At 64.7% G+C, this 14,413-nt stretch carries 14 protein-coding genes; 4 read left to right on the top strand and 10 right to left on the bottom strand.

What is annotated here, in order from left to right; all coding sequences use genetic code 11:
• Window positions 1–10: 10 nt before the first annotated feature.
• From WFP39_RS04205 to WFP39_RS04195, 3 genes are read right to left on the bottom strand one after another with little or no spacing between them, the layout of a single operon-like run.
• Entirely contained in the window at window positions 11–1,570 is a 1,560-nt protein-coding gene (locus tag WFP39_RS04205; protein WP_336917894.1) for an FAD-binding oxidoreductase, read from the bottom strand.
• A 60-nt stretch (window positions 1,571–1,630) separates the two neighbouring features.
• Window positions 1,631–3,061 (bottom strand): NAD-dependent succinate-semialdehyde dehydrogenase, encoded by a 1,431-nt coding sequence (locus WFP39_RS04200; RefSeq protein ID WP_336917893.1) that lies wholly within the window; start codon window positions 3,059–3,061, stop codon window positions 1,631–1,633.
• A 4-nt stretch (window positions 3,062–3,065) separates the two neighbouring features.
• Window positions 3,066–3,836, bottom strand: coding sequence for a nuclear transport factor 2 family protein (locus tag WFP39_RS04195; protein ID WP_336917892.1), 771 nt, complete (start codon window positions 3,834–3,836; stop codon window positions 3,066–3,068).
• A 128-nt stretch (window positions 3,837–3,964) separates the two neighbouring features.
• On the opposite strand from WFP39_RS04195, the gene WFP39_RS04190 reads away from it, so the two are divergent.
• From WFP39_RS04190 to msrB, 4 genes are all read left to right on the top strand, one after another.
• Entirely contained in the window at window positions 3,965–4,489 is a 525-nt protein-coding gene (locus WFP39_RS04190) for a nuclear transport factor 2 family protein (protein ID WP_336917891.1), read from the top strand.
• Between the two features lie 37 nt (window positions 4,490–4,526).
• Window positions 4,527–4,895 (top strand): hypothetical protein, encoded by a 369-nt coding sequence (locus WFP39_RS04185; RefSeq protein WP_336917890.1) that lies wholly within the window; start codon window positions 4,527–4,529, stop codon window positions 4,893–4,895.
• Window positions 4,896–4,939: 44 nt separating this feature from the next.
• Window positions 4,940–5,611, top strand: a complete 672-nt coding sequence (locus WFP39_RS04180) for a glutathione S-transferase family protein (protein ID WP_336917889.1) — start codon at window positions 4,940–4,942, stop codon at window positions 5,609–5,611.
• A gap of 69 nt (window positions 5,612–5,680) precedes the next feature.
• On the top strand, window positions 5,681–6,088 hold the full coding sequence (gene msrB / locus WFP39_RS04175) for a peptide-methionine (R)-S-oxide reductase MsrB (RefSeq protein ID WP_336917888.1): 408 nt from the start codon (window positions 5,681–5,683) through the stop codon (window positions 6,086–6,088).
• Window position 6,089: 1 nt separating this feature from the next.
• Here the strand turns inward: msrB and WFP39_RS04170 are convergent, their stop codons facing one another.
• The 7 genes from WFP39_RS04170 to WFP39_RS04140 all read right to left on the bottom strand — a co-directional run bounded on the left by WFP39_RS04170 (window position 6,090) and on the right by WFP39_RS04140 (window position 14,253).
• Window positions 6,090–6,938 carry a CheR family methyltransferase gene (locus tag WFP39_RS04170; RefSeq protein ID WP_336917887.1) on the bottom strand — a complete coding sequence of 283 codons (849 nt, stop codon included), beginning with the start codon at window positions 6,936–6,938 and terminating at the stop codon, window positions 6,090–6,092.
• On the bottom strand, window positions 6,935–8,053 hold the full coding sequence (gene cheB / locus WFP39_RS04165; protein WP_336917886.1) for a chemotaxis-specific protein-glutamate methyltransferase CheB: 1,119 nt from the start codon (window positions 8,051–8,053) through the stop codon (window positions 6,935–6,937). The genes WFP39_RS04170 and cheB overlap by 4 nt, the downstream gene beginning before the upstream one ends.
• 9 nt (window positions 8,054–8,062) lie before the next feature.
• Window positions 8,063–8,428, bottom strand: a complete 366-nt coding sequence (locus tag WFP39_RS04160) for a response regulator (RefSeq protein WP_336917885.1) — start codon at window positions 8,426–8,428, stop codon at window positions 8,063–8,065.
• Between the two features lie 50 nt (window positions 8,429–8,478).
• Window positions 8,479–8,961: a chemotaxis protein CheW gene (locus WFP39_RS04155; RefSeq protein WP_336917884.1), complete on the bottom strand. Its 483-nt coding sequence runs from the start codon at window positions 8,959–8,961 to the stop codon at window positions 8,479–8,481.
• Window positions 8,958–11,345 (bottom strand): chemotaxis protein CheA, encoded by a 2,388-nt coding sequence (locus WFP39_RS04150; RefSeq protein ID WP_336917883.1) that lies wholly within the window; start codon window positions 11,343–11,345, stop codon window positions 8,958–8,960. Before WFP39_RS04150 ends, WFP39_RS04155 begins: the two co-directional genes overlap by 4 nt.
• Window positions 11,346–11,416: 71 nt before the next feature.
• Complete coding sequence (locus WFP39_RS04145; RefSeq protein WP_336917882.1) at window positions 11,417–12,673, bottom strand: methyl-accepting chemotaxis protein; 1,257 nt, start codon at window positions 12,671–12,673, stop codon at window positions 11,417–11,419.
• 98 nt (window positions 12,674–12,771) lie between these two features.
• Window positions 12,772–14,253, bottom strand: coding sequence for a putative bifunctional diguanylate cyclase/phosphodiesterase (locus WFP39_RS04140; RefSeq protein WP_336917881.1), 1,482 nt, complete (start codon window positions 14,251–14,253; stop codon window positions 12,772–12,774).
• Between the last annotated feature and the right edge of the window lie 160 nt (window positions 14,254–14,413).

Raw genomic sequence — 14,413 nt, 5'->3', positions numbered from 1 at the left:
GTCGTGGTCCTCAATTGCGGTAGGCTGCAGGCCAGATGCCCTGCTTGCCGGGGGAAAGGATGCCGGCGGGATCGAGGCAATCCTTGATCCTTTCCGCCAGGCGGCGCTGTGCGTTGTTGTTGAAATCGTACAGCGCGGCGACTTCGTCCATGAAGTCCACATGGCTGCGGTATTCGCCGTAACCCAGCTTTGCCGCGGGTGCGAGCATGGCCTTGGTCGCGGCATAGGCGCTGCGTGTCTGTTCCTCGTTGCGTGTGTCGAACACCACCAGCGCGACATGGATCATGCTGCGGCGGCCCACGATGATCGCGGCGGAATAATCGAGGTTGCGTTCGCGCAGCACGCCGGCGGTCAGGTCGCGGATCGCGCAGCCGTCCTTTCCCGCGATCGGCATGGCGCAGGAAAAGCCGATATGGCCGCCGTCTTCCCCGCCATACCAGCGGGTCATGCGGTCGAGCGCCATTGACGGGATGCCCGCCTGCACGCGGTGGTGCGGGTTGTCGAATTCGGGCAGATTGTGTCCGTCGAACTCCTCGAACATTACCGAGGCGCCGGGAATTGTCGCAAAGGCAGCTTCGATCTTGGCGCGGTTGTGGCGCACCACCGGCGCATCGCCCTGCACGGCAAAGCGCATTACCCACCGACCAAAGCCCGGCGTGGCGGCAATCCTGTCGATCACCTCATCGGGAATGGCATCGGTGCCGCTATACCAGTCCTCGCGCCCCCAGAAGGCCGAGGCCGCGCACACCGCGTTGATGATCATCGGCTGGTTGGAAATCGTGCCGTCGATCATCAGCGGGCGCAGCACTTCCAGGAAAGTGCCGAAATGCTCCTCGTTGTCGAGCATGAACCAGCCCGGCGCATAGACTTCCGGCGGCGGCATCAGCGCTACGCCCATCTTGGTCACCACGCCGAAATTGGACTGGGTGAAAATGCCGTCCCAGCTTGGCCCTGCGCTGTGCGGATAGACCAGCCAGTTGTGCGGATTGCTCATCCCGCCCATGCCGGTGCGCACGATGTCGCCATTGGCCAGCACCACTTCCATGCCGCAGTGGTTAGCGAAATGATCGCCAATCGGGGTGTAGCCCACGCCGTGTTCCAGCGCGTTGCCGATGATCGAGCCGCCACCCAGATCGGGCACGCTCATCCACAATTTGCTGCCGATGGCGCGCAGGTGATCGTACAGGTCGAAGAAGCGCACGCCCGGTTCGACCAGCGCCATGCAATTGGCCTCGTCCACTTCCAGCACGCGGTTCATGCGGCGCAGGCTCATGGTGAAGCTGCCCGATACGCGCGGCGCGCCGCCGCCATAGCCCTTGTTGCGGCCCTGGCTGCTGGTCCACACCGGCGTGCCGTGTTCGGTCGCGATGCGCAGGATCGCCTGCACCTCCTCCACGCTGCCGGGCATCAGCACCGCGCCGGGGCGGTACCAATCGCCCGGCGGAGCGAAGGGGTCACCGTGATCGGCCATCCGTTCATCATCCAGCAGCACGTGCTCCGTCCCGATTGCCGCCTGCATCGCGGCGATTGCGGCATCAAGGCTGCCCGGTGGCAGGGTCCGGTGATCCATGGCGTTCTCTCCCCGATTGCGGCGCGCGAGGTTTTTGCCCCTCTGGCCAGTTGAATTGCGTCAGCCTTCGTGCACGGCTTTCAGCACCATGCAGGCCTTCACGCCTTCCGGCCCGTCCTCGCTGCCATGGCCGCTCCATTTGACCCCGCCAAAGGGCGCGTCAGCCCCGCCGATCATGTGGCTGTTGATGCCCACCATCCCGGCTTCGAGCTGCGCGGCAAGGCGCCGCTGCCGCTGGACGTCCGATGTCCAGGCATAGGCGGCGAGGCCATAGGGCAGGCGGTTGGCTTCCGCGATCATTGCTTCCTCGCCCTTGTAGGGATTGATGATGGCGACCGGGCCGAACGGCTCCTCGTGCATGATGGCGGCGTCCAGCGGCACTTCGGAAAGGACCGAGGGGGCATAGAAGAAGCCCTGATTGCCAATCCGTTCGCCGCCGGTGCCCAGCTTTGCCCCCTTGGCCACGGCATCGCCGATCAGCCGGTCCATCGCTTCGGGGCGGCGGGCGTTCGCCATCGGGCCCATCGTGGTGGCAGGATCAAGCCCGTTGCCGACGACCTGTGCCTTGGCCCCTTCGATAAAGCCATCGCGGAAACGTTCGAACACGCTCTCTTCCACGATAAAGCGCGTGGGCGACACGCAGACCTGCCCGCAATTGCGGTATTTGCCGCCCACTGAGGTCGCCAGCGCCTTGTCCACATCGGCATCGCTGAACACCAGTACCGGGCCATGTCCGCCCAGCTCCATCGTGGTGCGGATCATGTTGTCCGCTGCCAGCTTTGCCAGATGCTTGCCCACCACGGTGGAGCCGGTGAAGGACAGCTTGCGAATGATCGGGCTGGCGAGAAGATGACGGCTCACCTCATCCGGCACGCCGAACACCGCCTGCGCCACTTGCGGCGGAAGCCCTGCATCGAGCAGGCATTGCAGCACGCCCAGCGCCGATGCCGGGGTTTCCTCGGCGCTCTTGAGGATCACCGAACACCCCGCCGCGATCGGCGCGCCCAGCTTGCGGCCGGGATTGCCCAGCGGGAAGTTCCACGGCGCAAAGGCCGCCACCGGGCCCACCGGCTCCCACCGAACGGTCGAACGCATCCCTTCGGGCCGCACCAGTTCGCGGCCATAGAGGCGGAAACATTCGCCGGCATAGAAATTGAACAGGCCGACATTCATCATCACTTCGATGCGCGCCTCGGCAAAGGGCTTGCCTTCCTCCATCGTGGCGATGCGCGCCAGATCGTCCGCCCGCTCCACCATCAGCCGCGCCGCGCCTTGCAGCACGGCGGCGCGCTCCTGCGGGGTGGATTTGCGCCAGATGGCAAAGCCTTCGGCCGCAACTTCCAGCGCGCGGTCGAGATCGGCGGCATCGGCCAGCGGCAATTCGCCAAGGCTCTCGCCCGTAGCGGGATTGACCACGGTGTGCGTGCGGCGCGAACCACCCGCCACTTTCTCGCCATTGATGATCATGTGGAGCGACGGGTAAGCGGTCATCGGATCAGCCCTTTGCCTTGAGTGCGGCGCGTTCGGCTTCGCGCACCCGGTCGCGTTCCAGATCGCCTTCCCAACGCTCGGCGACCATTTCCTCGCCCGTAATCGGATGCTTCATGTGGAATGGCAGCAGCTTGTGCGTGGGCCACAGGAAGAAATCATCATACAGCTCGTCCGGGCCGGCGGGATCTTCGGGATACAGGGTGGTGATGAAAGGCACGTACTGGTTGTCGGTATAGGCCCAGCCCTTGTCGAAATCGGCGTGCCAGTGCGGGAAATAATTGAGCAGCTTGATCCGCCACTTGCCATCCTCGCCCTTGGTGTAGACGTTTTCGTAAATGCCGCCTTCCCACCACTGGCGCACGCCCAGGCCCTTGTCGGGATGGGTATAATCCTTGTGCCGTCCGGCCTGCATCATGCTGCGGCCGCGCAGGCGCGCGGTCTTGCCATCGGGGTCGATGTCGATGATCGTCTGGATCTGCGGGTGATCGAGCAGGAAACCGTCGACCGGGCCGTTATTGTTGTGCGTGAACCGCTTGCGGAAGCGTTCGATATAGAGGCGCCGCACGCCGGCCTTGCCCTTGAACACACCGCCGAAAAAGCGCACTTCGCAATCGTCGGCAAACAGGTCAACCACCTGATCATACATGCATTTGTCGATCAGATAGCCGTAAAGATATTGCAGCTTCTTCACGTCCAGCTCATCCTCGCGGATGGTCAGGCGGCGCTCCATCTCGGCCAGCTTGGCTTCCAGCGCGGCGATACGATCTTCCGACATATACGAGTCTCTCTCCCAATTCGTATGTTGTGCTTACGATTGCGCAGGCGCCGCGTGCAAGTCAACGCCCTTGCGGGCGTGCCTTTCGCAATCCTAAGGTGCGGGCGGAGAGAGGAGCTTTGCCACCCATGAAATATGCCGCTGACTATGCCCGCGACCGAGCCGAGATCGAGGATCTGCTGGCCCGTTACCTGATGGCGATGGATTACAACGATTTCGATACCTATGCCGATACCTTCACCGAAGACGGCACGCTCGAATTTGCGCGGGGTGCAGTAACGGGGCGCGAAAATATCCGCGCCGCGGCCAAGGGCTTCAAGGAAGCGGTCGCAGGCATTTACTGCGATGTGGACGGCAATCCCGCCATACTGCGCCATGTCCTGTGCCAATCGGTGATCCGCGTGGAAGGCGACCGGGCGTGGCATACCGGTTTCTGGTTCGAATGTGCGAATGACGGCCCGCGCACGCCCGATGGCAAACGCTTTACCCCCACGCTCGGCACTTTCGGGATTTACGAGGACGAGCTGGTGCGCGTGGAGGGGGAATGGAAATTTGCCTATCGCAATATCCGCAACGAATTTCTGGCCGGGCGCGAAAGCGGGCCGGAAAATCCGGTATTGGCGATGGATGCCAAGGCGGCGGAAAGCTTGTGAAGCTGGGGTTAAGGATCGGGCTGCCAAGGCGGCGGGCATGAAGACCCTTCTTGCCAGTCTGACGCTGATCGCCCTGCCGCTTGCCGCCACGGCGCAGCCTGCCCCCATGCCCACGCAGGCGCTCGATCTCGATCACCGGCTTCTCCTGCGCTGCTCAGCCACCTTTGCGCTGGTCGCCAACCGGCAGGCGGCGGGCGAGGCATGGGCGCTGGCATTCCCTGCCATGGCGGAACGCGGGCGCGAATTCTTCGTGCAGGCCAGCGCGCAGGTGCTGGACGAAGCAGGGATCACAACGGAACAACTGGGGCAATTGCTGCAAAGCGAGGCGCAATCGCTGGTCACGCATGACCAGATTGCCGCGATGATGCCTGAGTGTCTGCCGATTCTGGAGCAATCGGGATTGTAGTTCGCCATTGTAGTTCCTTGGCGCTTGGCGCTAAGCCAGCCGAAATGTGGAAGCTGTATCAATTTGCCCTGTGCCCCTTTTCCCGCAAGACGCGTCTGGCGCTGGCTGAAAAGGGCGTCCCCTTCGATCTGGAACGGGTCTATCCATGGGACGGGGATGACGGGTTCTACCGTCTGAACCCGGCGGGCCGTGTGCCGGTGCTGCACGATCCGGCACGCGGTGCGCCGCTGATCGACAGCCAGGCGATCTGCGAATATCTGGAGGAGACGGAGGATCGCAATCCGCTGATCCTCGGCAATGCCGCGCAGCGGGCGGAAATCCGCCGGCTGGTTGCCTTGTTCGACCAGAACTTCTTTGCCGATGTCACCCATCCTCTGCTGCACGAAAAGCTCAAGAAACGGCTGGTGCTGCGCCTCACTCCCGATTCCGGCGCGCTGCGCAGCGCGATGAAGCTGGCGCACGAACATCTCGACTATATCGACTGGCTGGTGGGCAATCGCCGCTGGCTGGCGGGTGCGCAACTCAGCCTCGCTGATTTCGCCGCTGCTGCGCAGATATCGGTGGCCGATTACCTCGGCGGAATTGACTGGAGCGGGCACGAGGAAGCGCATGGCTGGTACCGGGTGATGAAAAGCCGCCCCAGCTTCCGCCCGCTGTTGCAGGAAAAGATGGAAGGCATCCCGCCGCCGCGCGACTATGCCGATGTGAACAGCTGAGAGGGTCCTTGTATCCCTTCCATTGTCCGACCGGTTACCCATATGGATGGATAGCCTGAGGAGAAAAATATGCCCGACAAGCTGCACCTGTCCGAAAGCGAATGGCGCGAACGCCTCAGCCCTGAACAATACATGATCCTGCGCCAGAAAGGCACCGAACGCGCCTTCACCGGCAAGTATGAGAAGAACAAGCAGGCGGGGCTTTATGCCTGCGCGGGCTGCGGCCTGCCGTTGTTTGAAAGCGATGCGAAATATGACAGCGGATCGGGCTGGCCCAGCTTTACCGCTCCTGCCGCGCCCGATGCGGTGGAGGCGCACCGCGATGTTTCCCACGGCATGATCCGCACCGAAGTGGTATGCGCGCGCTGCGAAGGGCATCTGGGCCATGTGTTCCCAGATGGGCCGGGGCCGGATGGCCTGCGCTATTGCATCAATTCAGCCAGCCTCGATTTCAAGCCCGAAGGCGAAGGCGCGTAGCCTATCGCAGGGCATGGGCCGCCGCGGGGCGGTTGACCAGCGAATACAGGCCGAAGGCATCGTCGCGCGCCGCCAGATAGCCGCAATGACTGCCTGCCGTCTCGCCCCCTCCCAAGAGCAGCAGGCCATGCGGCTTCAGCGCGGTGGACAGCCTCTCGAACGCGGCGGTGCGGCGCGCTGCGTCGAAATAGAGCAAGACATTGCGGCACAGGATGAGGTCGAACTGGCCCGGCTTTGGCGCCGAATCGAGAAGATTGTGCGTGGCAAAGCGCACCATGCGCGACAGGTCGGGACGCACTTTCCATCCACCCGGCGCTTCATCAAAATGGCGCAGCATCTGCGACACAGCCAACCCGCGCTGCACCTCGAACTGCGAATAGATGCCGGCGCGCGCGGTGCGGATGGCCTTTGCCGACACATCGGTGGCCGTGATCTCGATCCGCCAGCCTTTCCATTGCTGCGGCTGATCGGCGAAGATCATCGCCAGCGAAAGCGCTTCCTGTCCGGTGGAGCATCCCGCTGACCAGATCGCCAGCTTGCGCCGGTCGCCCACCTTGCGCGCCAGATCTGGCAATACCCTCTGGCGCAACGTGTCGAACACGCCGATATCGCGGAAGAAATAGGTTTCGTTGTTGAGCAGCGCGTCGACCATGGCGCCCACAAACGCCTCGCTTCCCGGCCCTGTCATGGCGGCGACAAGCTGGCTTCCGGTGGAAATGTCATATTCGCGGAACAGCGGCATCAGCACGGTGGCGACGCGCCAGCTGCGATCTTCGGTAATGGTTTGCCCGGTATGCGCTTCCAGCACGCGCGAAATCAGGCCGATGGTCATGTCGTCGAGGAAAGTCATCCGGCGGTCCGCCCCGGCGCAAGGCTCTCGGCAAAATACGGTCGGATGCGCCGGGCCAGTTCGGCGGGCGGAAGGATCGCGCTGGCAAGGCCTGCGCCGGCAATCGATCCGGGCATCCCCCAGACAGCCGAGCTCGCTTCGTCCTGCACCAGCACGCTGCCGCCCGCCGCCACCAGGCTTTGGGCGCCTTCGGTGCCGTCACGGCCCATGCCCGTCAGCACCACGGCCAGCGCCTTGCCCCCCGTCGCCTGCGCCAGCGATGCGAGCATCGGATCGACCGAGGGCATGCAGCCGGTGCCTGCGCTGGCCTTTGTCAGCCGCGCCACCAGCTCCTCGCCGCGCGCCTCCACTTCCAGATGCGCATTGCCCGGCGCGATCAGCACCTCGTCCGCCGCCAGCAGCGCGCCATTTTCCGCCAGTCGGGCAGGGCGGCCCGAAAAGCGCGCGATCTGCCCCACGAAGGCGGGCAGGAAGGACACGGGCAAATGCTGCGTCACCAGGATGGGCATGCCGATGCGGGGTGGCAGGCTTTCGAAGAATTGGCGCAGTGCCAGTATGCCTCCCGTCGAGGCGCCGATTGCCAGCACGCGCGCGGACCGCATGGCGCCGCGCGCGGCCATGCGTGGCGGCGGTGCCGGGCGCTGCGTTCGGCGCGGGCACAGCGCACGGATGCGATCGACCAGCATCGCGCGGTATTCGCTGTCATAGCGGCCCGGTTCGGGCTTGGGCAAAGTGTCCGCCGCGCCCAGCGCCAGCGCGGCCAGCGTATGTTCGCCCCCTTCCACGGTCAGCGAGGAGACGACCAGCACGCGCGCCTTGGGCGCCAGCGCCATCATTTTCGGCAGCGCGTCCAGCCCGCCCATGCCCGGCATCTGCAAATCAAGCAGGATCACATCGACCCCGCTGACCCGCAGCATTTCCAGCGCTTCTTCCGCGGTGGAGGCCTGCCCGGCCAGTGCAAAATCGCTCTCCGCCGCGATCAGGCGGGCATAAACCGCACGCGCGACCAGCGAATCGTCCACCACCAGCACGCGCACAGGCGCGGCAGTTCGCGCGTCAGTCGCGAGCCCGCCCGCCGGTTCCGGCGCCGTCAAGGGATCCGTCGCGTGATCCATTGCCGGCTCTTACAGCGCGCCAACCAGATGAAACTTGATCTGCAAGGTGTCGTGATCGAACGGCTTCATCACATATTCGTCGGCCCCGGCCTTCATCGCCTGACGGATATGCTCGACATCGTTCTCTGTGGTGCAGAACACCACTTTGGGCTTGTCCCCGCCGGGACTGCGGCGCAGATGCACGATGAATTCGATGCCGCTCATCACCGGCATATTCCAGTCGAGCAGGATCACGTCGGGCATCTGCCCGGCGCACAGGTCGAGCGCCTCGCGCCCGTTCTCCGCCTCGCTCACTTCAAGGCCGAGCGTTTCGACAATGTGCCGCGAAACCTTGCGGATGACCCGCGAGTCGTCGACAATCAGACACTTCTTCATGGCACCCACTTTCATTCTATTTCGGCGTGTTGTCGCGTTCGTGTAGTCCCTTAGTGTGCGGTCGTATGGTCAGGCGCAGCGGCCAGACCCATGGCTGGGCTGGAGCTGGTCGCAGCCTCTACAGCGCCCAGAACCGCCGTCGGATCGGCCAGCAGCAGCATTTCCCCGCCCACGTTGACCATGCCCAGCGCGGCCTGTTCCCAGCCCCCATGCCGCCCCGCAGGCAGCGGTTCGGCCTCGCTCTCGATCCAGACCACGTCCTCCACCTCCTCAACGCTCAGGGCGTAGAGGAAGCCGTTCTGGTCCACGACCAACGCCTTGACCGGCGGGATGGGCGTTTCGGCCTGTCCCAGCGCCACCGCACAATCGATCACGGTCAGCGGGCGGCTGCGCAGTGCGGAAAGACCGGCGACACAGGGCGGTGTGCCGGGCACGGGCGTCACCGCGTCCATATCGATCACCGAATGGATCTGCGCCGTGCGAAAGGCCACGCGCCGCCCGGCGACCGCTGCCACAAGACAAAGCTGCGTCATCGGCCCTGCTCCATGCGCACCGAAAGCAGCGCCGCGCGCAGGGCGTCGGCATCGTTGCGGTAAATCGTATCCGCGTCGTCCGGCTCCGCCTCGCGCCCGCTGCGCAGGCGGATCACGCGCCGCGATCCCGCGGCAAGTTCGGCCGGCGCATCGTCAAGCACGATGGCGATATCGGCTTCGCCCGCGGCAAGCCCATCGTCGCCCGCCACCACGCGGTACCCGGCTGCTTCGACCAGCGGCTGCAACACATCGCGTGCCCAGCCGCCCTGACCGGCCCCGACCAGATGGCAAAGGGGCGTGCGACCCTGGCTCGCACGCCCATAGGCGGCGGCGAACAAGAGCGGGCAATCGAGCACTTCCACCGGCGTATCGTCTATCAGGGCAAGGGCAGAGGCGTCCTCGCCCGCGCCATTCGGCCGCAGATCGGCGTCGATCGCGGTGGTGTCGATCATCTGCGCAAAGGCGTAGGCAAGCTGCCGGTCCGAACCGCTCAGCAGCATGATGTTGAGCCGTTCAGGCAGATCCGCGCCGGGAACGAGGCCCGCCAGCGGCAGAATGGTATCCTGAATGGCAATCTGCGCGCGGGCACCGGCCACGCGGACGGCCTGCGCGGGAAGCCGTTCGATCCGTTCCACATCGCGCATGGGAATGACGCGGCGCTGCCCGTCCATCCCGACGAACAGCAGGGCGGGCACGCGATCGCGCGCGGCGCGTTCAATGTTGCTGTCGATGGCCTGCGGGTCCACACGGTGTTCGACTTCGCGGATGAGGCCCGCCTTGCGCGTCAGGCCCGACACATCGAGCATCAGCACCGGGCTGCCGTCATCCATCAGCGTGTTGCCCACGTAAAATCCGCTGGCCATGATGACCGGCGAGAGCGGTTTCACCACCAGTTCCTCGTGATCGAACACCTGGTCAACCTCGAACCCGATGAGGTCGCCGCCGACCAGGCGGATCACCACCAGCGCGCCGGGGCGGGCGGGATTGGCCACGCCCAGCACGTCGCCCAGCAAGGCGCACGGGACCTGCACGCCGCGCACATCCATCAGCCGCGCGCCGCCCACCGCGGATTGCCGCTGCGCCTGCCCGGTCAGCCGCACCACTTCCTCGACATAGCTGCGCGGGATCGCATATTTCTGTCCGCCCACGCCCACAGTCAGGGCAGGCACGATGCTGAGCGTGAGCGGCACGTTGAGCAGGATGCGCGTGCCCGCCCCCGCCGTGCTGTCGATAGAAAGCGAGCCGCCGATCTGTTCGAGATTGGCGCGCACCACATCCATGCCAACACCCCGACCCGATACCGAAGTCACTTCGCTGCGCGTGGAAAAACCCGGCTGGCAGATGAGCAGATTGCGTTCGCGCGCAGACAATCTCGCGCCTTCTTCAGCGGAGATCAGGCCGTTGGCGATGGCGCGGGCGAGCGCGGCATCCGAATCCACCCCGCGCCCGTCGTCAATTACTCCGATGCGGATTTCATTCCCGGTCTGGCGGGCCGAGATGCGCAGCACGCCGATCTCGCGCTTGCCCGCGGCGCGCCGTTCCTCCGGCGTTTCGATGCCATGGTCGATGGCGTTGCGGATGACATGAACCAGCGGGTCGCGGATCAGCTCGATCAGTTCGCGGTCAAGCTCCACATCGCCGTTTTCCAGTTCGACCAGCACCTGCTTGCCCAATTCGGCAGACAGGTCGCGCACCAGCCGGGGATAGGCGTTGAACAGCACGTCGATCGATTGCATCCGTGTGCGGGTGATCGCGTCGCGCACCTCGTCCAGCGCCGCACCCAGCCGGCCAAACGCGGATTCCAGCCCGCTTTGCCCGCCTATCTGCTGGAGCCGCTTGCCCAGTTCGTTGCGCGCCAGCACCATGTCGGACACGCCGCCCATGATCTGGTCGATCAGGTCCACCGGCAGGCGCACCGTGCGGCGGCGCGCGGTGCTGGCCGGATGCGCGGCCTTTCCCGCAGGCGATATCGCCGCGCTGGCGGCAGGGTCGGACCCGTCTTCGTGCGGGTCTGCGGCATCGCCTTTCAGCCGCGCGATCAGGTCTTTGCCCGCATCGGCAGCTATCCCCTCGTTCTGGTCCAGCGCTTCGATCATGTCGGCAATCTGGTCAATCACGGCCAGCACCAGATCGACCAGCGCGGTATCGGGATGGCGGCGGCCGGCACGCACATCGGCCAGCACATCTTCGGCGGCGTGGCTCAGCGCTTCGAGTTGCGGGAAATCGAAGAATCCGCAATTGCCCTTGATCGTGTGGAAGAAGCGGAAGATGGCGTCCATGCGGGCCCGGTCGGCGGGATTCTGTTCCCACGCCACGATCTCGCCTGCCAGCGCGGCCAGCATATCCTGCGCCTCGGCAATGAAATCGGCCAGCAGATCATCCATTTCGTGCCGCTCCCTCACCTGATCTTATGGCAAATAACGCGTTAACAAGCAGTTAGACCACGAAATTGCGGTCACGCGGCCGCCCGGATGCGGCCCAGGAAGCTGTGCACCTGTTCGCGCAGCTGGCGTGCCTGCCGCTCCAGTTCGCTGGAAGAGTCGAGCACCTGCGCGGCGGCCTCGCCCGTGTTCTGCGATATGTCGCGCACCTGATGGAGATTGCCTGTCACCGCTTCGGTGCTGCGCGCGGCCATGTCGATGCTGCGCGCCAGATCCTGACCCGCGACCGATTGCTGATCGACTGCCGCCGCAATCGAGATTGAGGTTTCCTCCAGTTCGCGAATCTGCTCCATGATGGCGTGCAGCGCCTTGACGCTGGCGCTGGTGGAATCCTCCATCGCGCGGATCTGGCTCGCCACTTCCTCGGTAAAGCGGCCGGTCTGGCTGGCCAGTTCCTTGACCTCTGCGGCGACCACCGCAAAACCGCGCCCGGCCTCGCCCCCGCGTGCGGCCTCGATACTGGCGTTGAGCGCGAGCAGATTGGTGCGCCGCGCAATGGTGGAGATCATTTCGACGATCTGGCTCACTTGGGCAGCGCTGCTGGTCAATTGTGAAATGGTTGCGTCCGCGCGGGCGGCGGTTTCGGTGGCGCGCCGCGCAAGTTGCGCGGAATTGCCGGCCTGCCGGCTGATCTCGCCGATCGACATGGCAAATTCGTCGCTGGCCGCTGCGGCCGCCGTTACCCCGGCCGAGGCATCGGACAGCCCGCCGGCCAGTGCGTGCATCTGGGTGGAGGCAAGATCAGCCGTATGCGCCATTGTGCGTGCGGTCTGCTGCAGTTGCGAAGTGGCAGCGGCCACGCCGCCCACCACATCCCCCACCGATTGTTCGAACCGTTCTGCCAGTTCGTTGAGCAGCCGCTCACGCTCCTGCCGGTTGTGCTCGCGCTGCGTGTGCAATTCGTCCATACCGGCGGCGAGGGCAGCGATTTCGGCCTGTTCGCGCTCGTGCTGCGCGCGCAGCTCCGCGATGTCCCGATTGGCCGCCAGAAGCGCGTCGTCCTTTTCCTGCAAGGCGGATCGCAATTCGGCAGTGGCTTGCGCAATCTCTGCGCGCAGGATGCCAAACCCGCGCAGGCCCGTCAGCACTGCAGCACCGCCGCCCAGCGCGGCGAGGACCGCCATCGCGGTGCGGGCCGTGCCGCCCGCTTCGCCGCCCAGCGCCAGCGCCGCCCACACCAGCGCCGCCAGTGCCACGCCGAGGGCAAGCCCCGCTGCCAGCACCGCGCGCAGCCGGTCTTCGGGCTGCCGATCGGGCATATTGCCCGCCATCCTGTTGAAAAGTCCTTCTGCTGCCACTGTTGCGCCCGTCTGTGTCATCGTTCAGCCCCGCCCTGTGCCACTTTGCCCGATCGTTTGCGCCGGCATGGTTAAGTTCCCGTTAGCGCTATGTCCGGGTCTTCCGAGGAGACGATGGCGCCGATCTCGTCGGCAGTGATCGCCCTGTAATAGAGCCAGCCCTGCATCTGGTCGCATCCCGCCGCGCGCACCATGTCGGCCTGCGCTTCGGTCTCGATGCCTTCGGCGGTGACATCCATGTCCATGGCGCGGGCCACCGCGATGCTGGACACCATCATCGCGTGCGAACCCATGTCCGACGCGGATTCGACCACCAGCGACCGGTCGAGCTTGAGCTTGCCGAAACAGAATTTGCGCAGGAACCCGATCGAGGCATAGCCGGTGCCGAAATCGTCGAGCACCACGCCCACGCCAAAGCTGCGCACCATTTCCAGACTGCGCCCGGCCACGGTGGGATCGCCCACCAGATAGGTTTCGGTCACTTCCAGTTCGAGCCGCGCCGGGGGAAAACCGGTTTCCTCCAGCACCTGCCCCAGCTGGATGGGAAATTCGGGATTGCGCAATTGCGCGGCCGAGACATTGACGGACAGTTTGACATTGCCCCAGTTCAGCGCGTCGCGGCATCCCTGTTGCAGCACCCACAGGCCGATGGGGCCGATCAGCCCCGATTCCTCGGCAATGGGAATGAACACATCCGGCCCCATGCGCAGGCCATCGGGACGCTCCCAGCGTATGAGTGCCTCCACCGCCACCACTTCGCGCGTCTTGGCATCGACCAGGGGCTGATACAGCAAACGGAATTCGCCGCGTTCGAGCCCGCGGCGCAAGTCGTTCTCGATCTGCTTGCGTTCTTCGCGCCGCTGGTCAAATTCCTCCTTGAACCAGGTGCAGCGGTTCTTGCCCAGTTCCTTGGACACATACATCGCCACATCGGCGCGGCGCAGCAATTCCGATGAACTGAGCGGATATTCGGCAGATGATCGCGTCAGGCCGATGCTGGCGCCCAGCCTGATGCGCCGGTCATCGACGATCAACGGCGATTGCAGCGCGGCCAGCAGCTTGTGGCAGATTCCTTCGAGGATGTTTCCCGCCAGCGGGCCGATCACCACCACGGCAAATTCATCGCCGCCCAGGCGGTAATGGCTGGCCTCTCCGGCGCAGATCTCGCCCATCAGCCGGGTGCATTCCCGGATCACCCGGTCGCCCACGGCGTGGCCGTACTGGTCGTTGACGCTCTTGAAACCGTCGAGGTCGATCATCGCGACGGCAATGTCTTCGCCCGTGGTGGTGCGCTGCTGCGTATCGAGATGCAGCGCGCGGCGGTTGGGGACATTGCACAGGCTGTCGGTCAGGCCCAGCGCCTCAAGCTGGCTGAGGCGTGAAAGGCCGATACGCACGGCGGCCACGGCGGCAACAAGATAGACAGCCAGGCCGATCAGGAAATGGCTGCCGTGTATTTCGGCCGGACCGCCATCGGCAAAGGCGCCTGTCACCATCAGTGTCAGCATCAGGACGAGAGGCAGGGCGATGAGCGCGGCGATCGGCCACAGCACTGGCAAGCGCGGACGTATCAGCTGCATCCATGCAATTTGCACCGAAATCACCCCCCTAATATTATTCTCATTCAAGCAAATAGGACAAAACAGTTGCGCAAGGTTTAATGGTGAACGGGCGGATAATGCGCAGTTCCCGCAAGCTGCGTAGGTGCCGGGC

The organism is Alteraurantiacibacter lauratis (genome assembly GCF_037154155.1).
GTDB lineage: Bacteria > Pseudomonadota > Alphaproteobacteria > Sphingomonadales > Sphingomonadaceae > Alteraurantiacibacter > Alteraurantiacibacter lauratis.
The sequence above is the reverse complement of the archived record's forward strand: the minus strand, read 5'-3'. Positions and strand labels throughout refer to the sequence as shown.

Coding starts and splice junctions, on each gene's coding strand:
- WFP39_RS04205 (WP_336917894.1), bottom strand. CDS start 1,570: ATGGATCACCGGACCCTGCCACCGGGCAGCCTTGATGCCGCAATCGCC.
- WFP39_RS04200 (WP_336917893.1), bottom strand. CDS start 3,061: ATGACCGCTTACCCGTCGCTCCACATGATCATCAATGGCGAGAAAGTG.
- WFP39_RS04195 (WP_336917892.1), bottom strand. CDS start 3,836: ATGTCGGAAGATCGTATCGCCGCGCTGGAAGCCAAGCTGGCCGAGATG.
- WFP39_RS04190 (WP_336917891.1), top strand. CDS start 3,965: ATGAAATATGCCGCTGACTATGCCCGCGACCGAGCCGAGATCGAGGAT.
- WFP39_RS04185 (WP_336917890.1), top strand. CDS start 4,527: ATGAAGACCCTTCTTGCCAGTCTGACGCTGATCGCCCTGCCGCTTGCC.
- WFP39_RS04180 (WP_336917889.1), top strand. CDS start 4,940: ATGTGGAAGCTGTATCAATTTGCCCTGTGCCCCTTTTCCCGCAAGACG.
- msrB (WP_336917888.1), top strand. CDS start 5,681: ATGCCCGACAAGCTGCACCTGTCCGAAAGCGAATGGCGCGAACGCCTC.
- WFP39_RS04170 (WP_336917887.1), bottom strand. CDS start 6,938: ATGACTTTCCTCGACGACATGACCATCGGCCTGATTTCGCGCGTGCTG.
- cheB (WP_336917886.1), bottom strand. CDS start 8,053: ATGGATCACGCGACGGATCCCTTGACGGCGCCGGAACCGGCGGGCGGG.
- WFP39_RS04160 (WP_336917885.1), bottom strand. CDS start 8,428: ATGAAGAAGTGTCTGATTGTCGACGACTCGCGGGTCATCCGCAAGGTT.
- WFP39_RS04155 (WP_336917884.1), bottom strand. CDS start 8,961: ATGACGCAGCTTTGTCTTGTGGCAGCGGTCGCCGGGCGGCGCGTGGCC.
- WFP39_RS04150 (WP_336917883.1), bottom strand. CDS start 11,345: ATGGATGATCTGCTGGCCGATTTCATTGCCGAGGCGCAGGATATGCTG.
- WFP39_RS04145 (WP_336917882.1), bottom strand. CDS start 12,673: ATGGCGGGCAATATGCCCGATCGGCAGCCCGAAGACCGGCTGCGCGCG.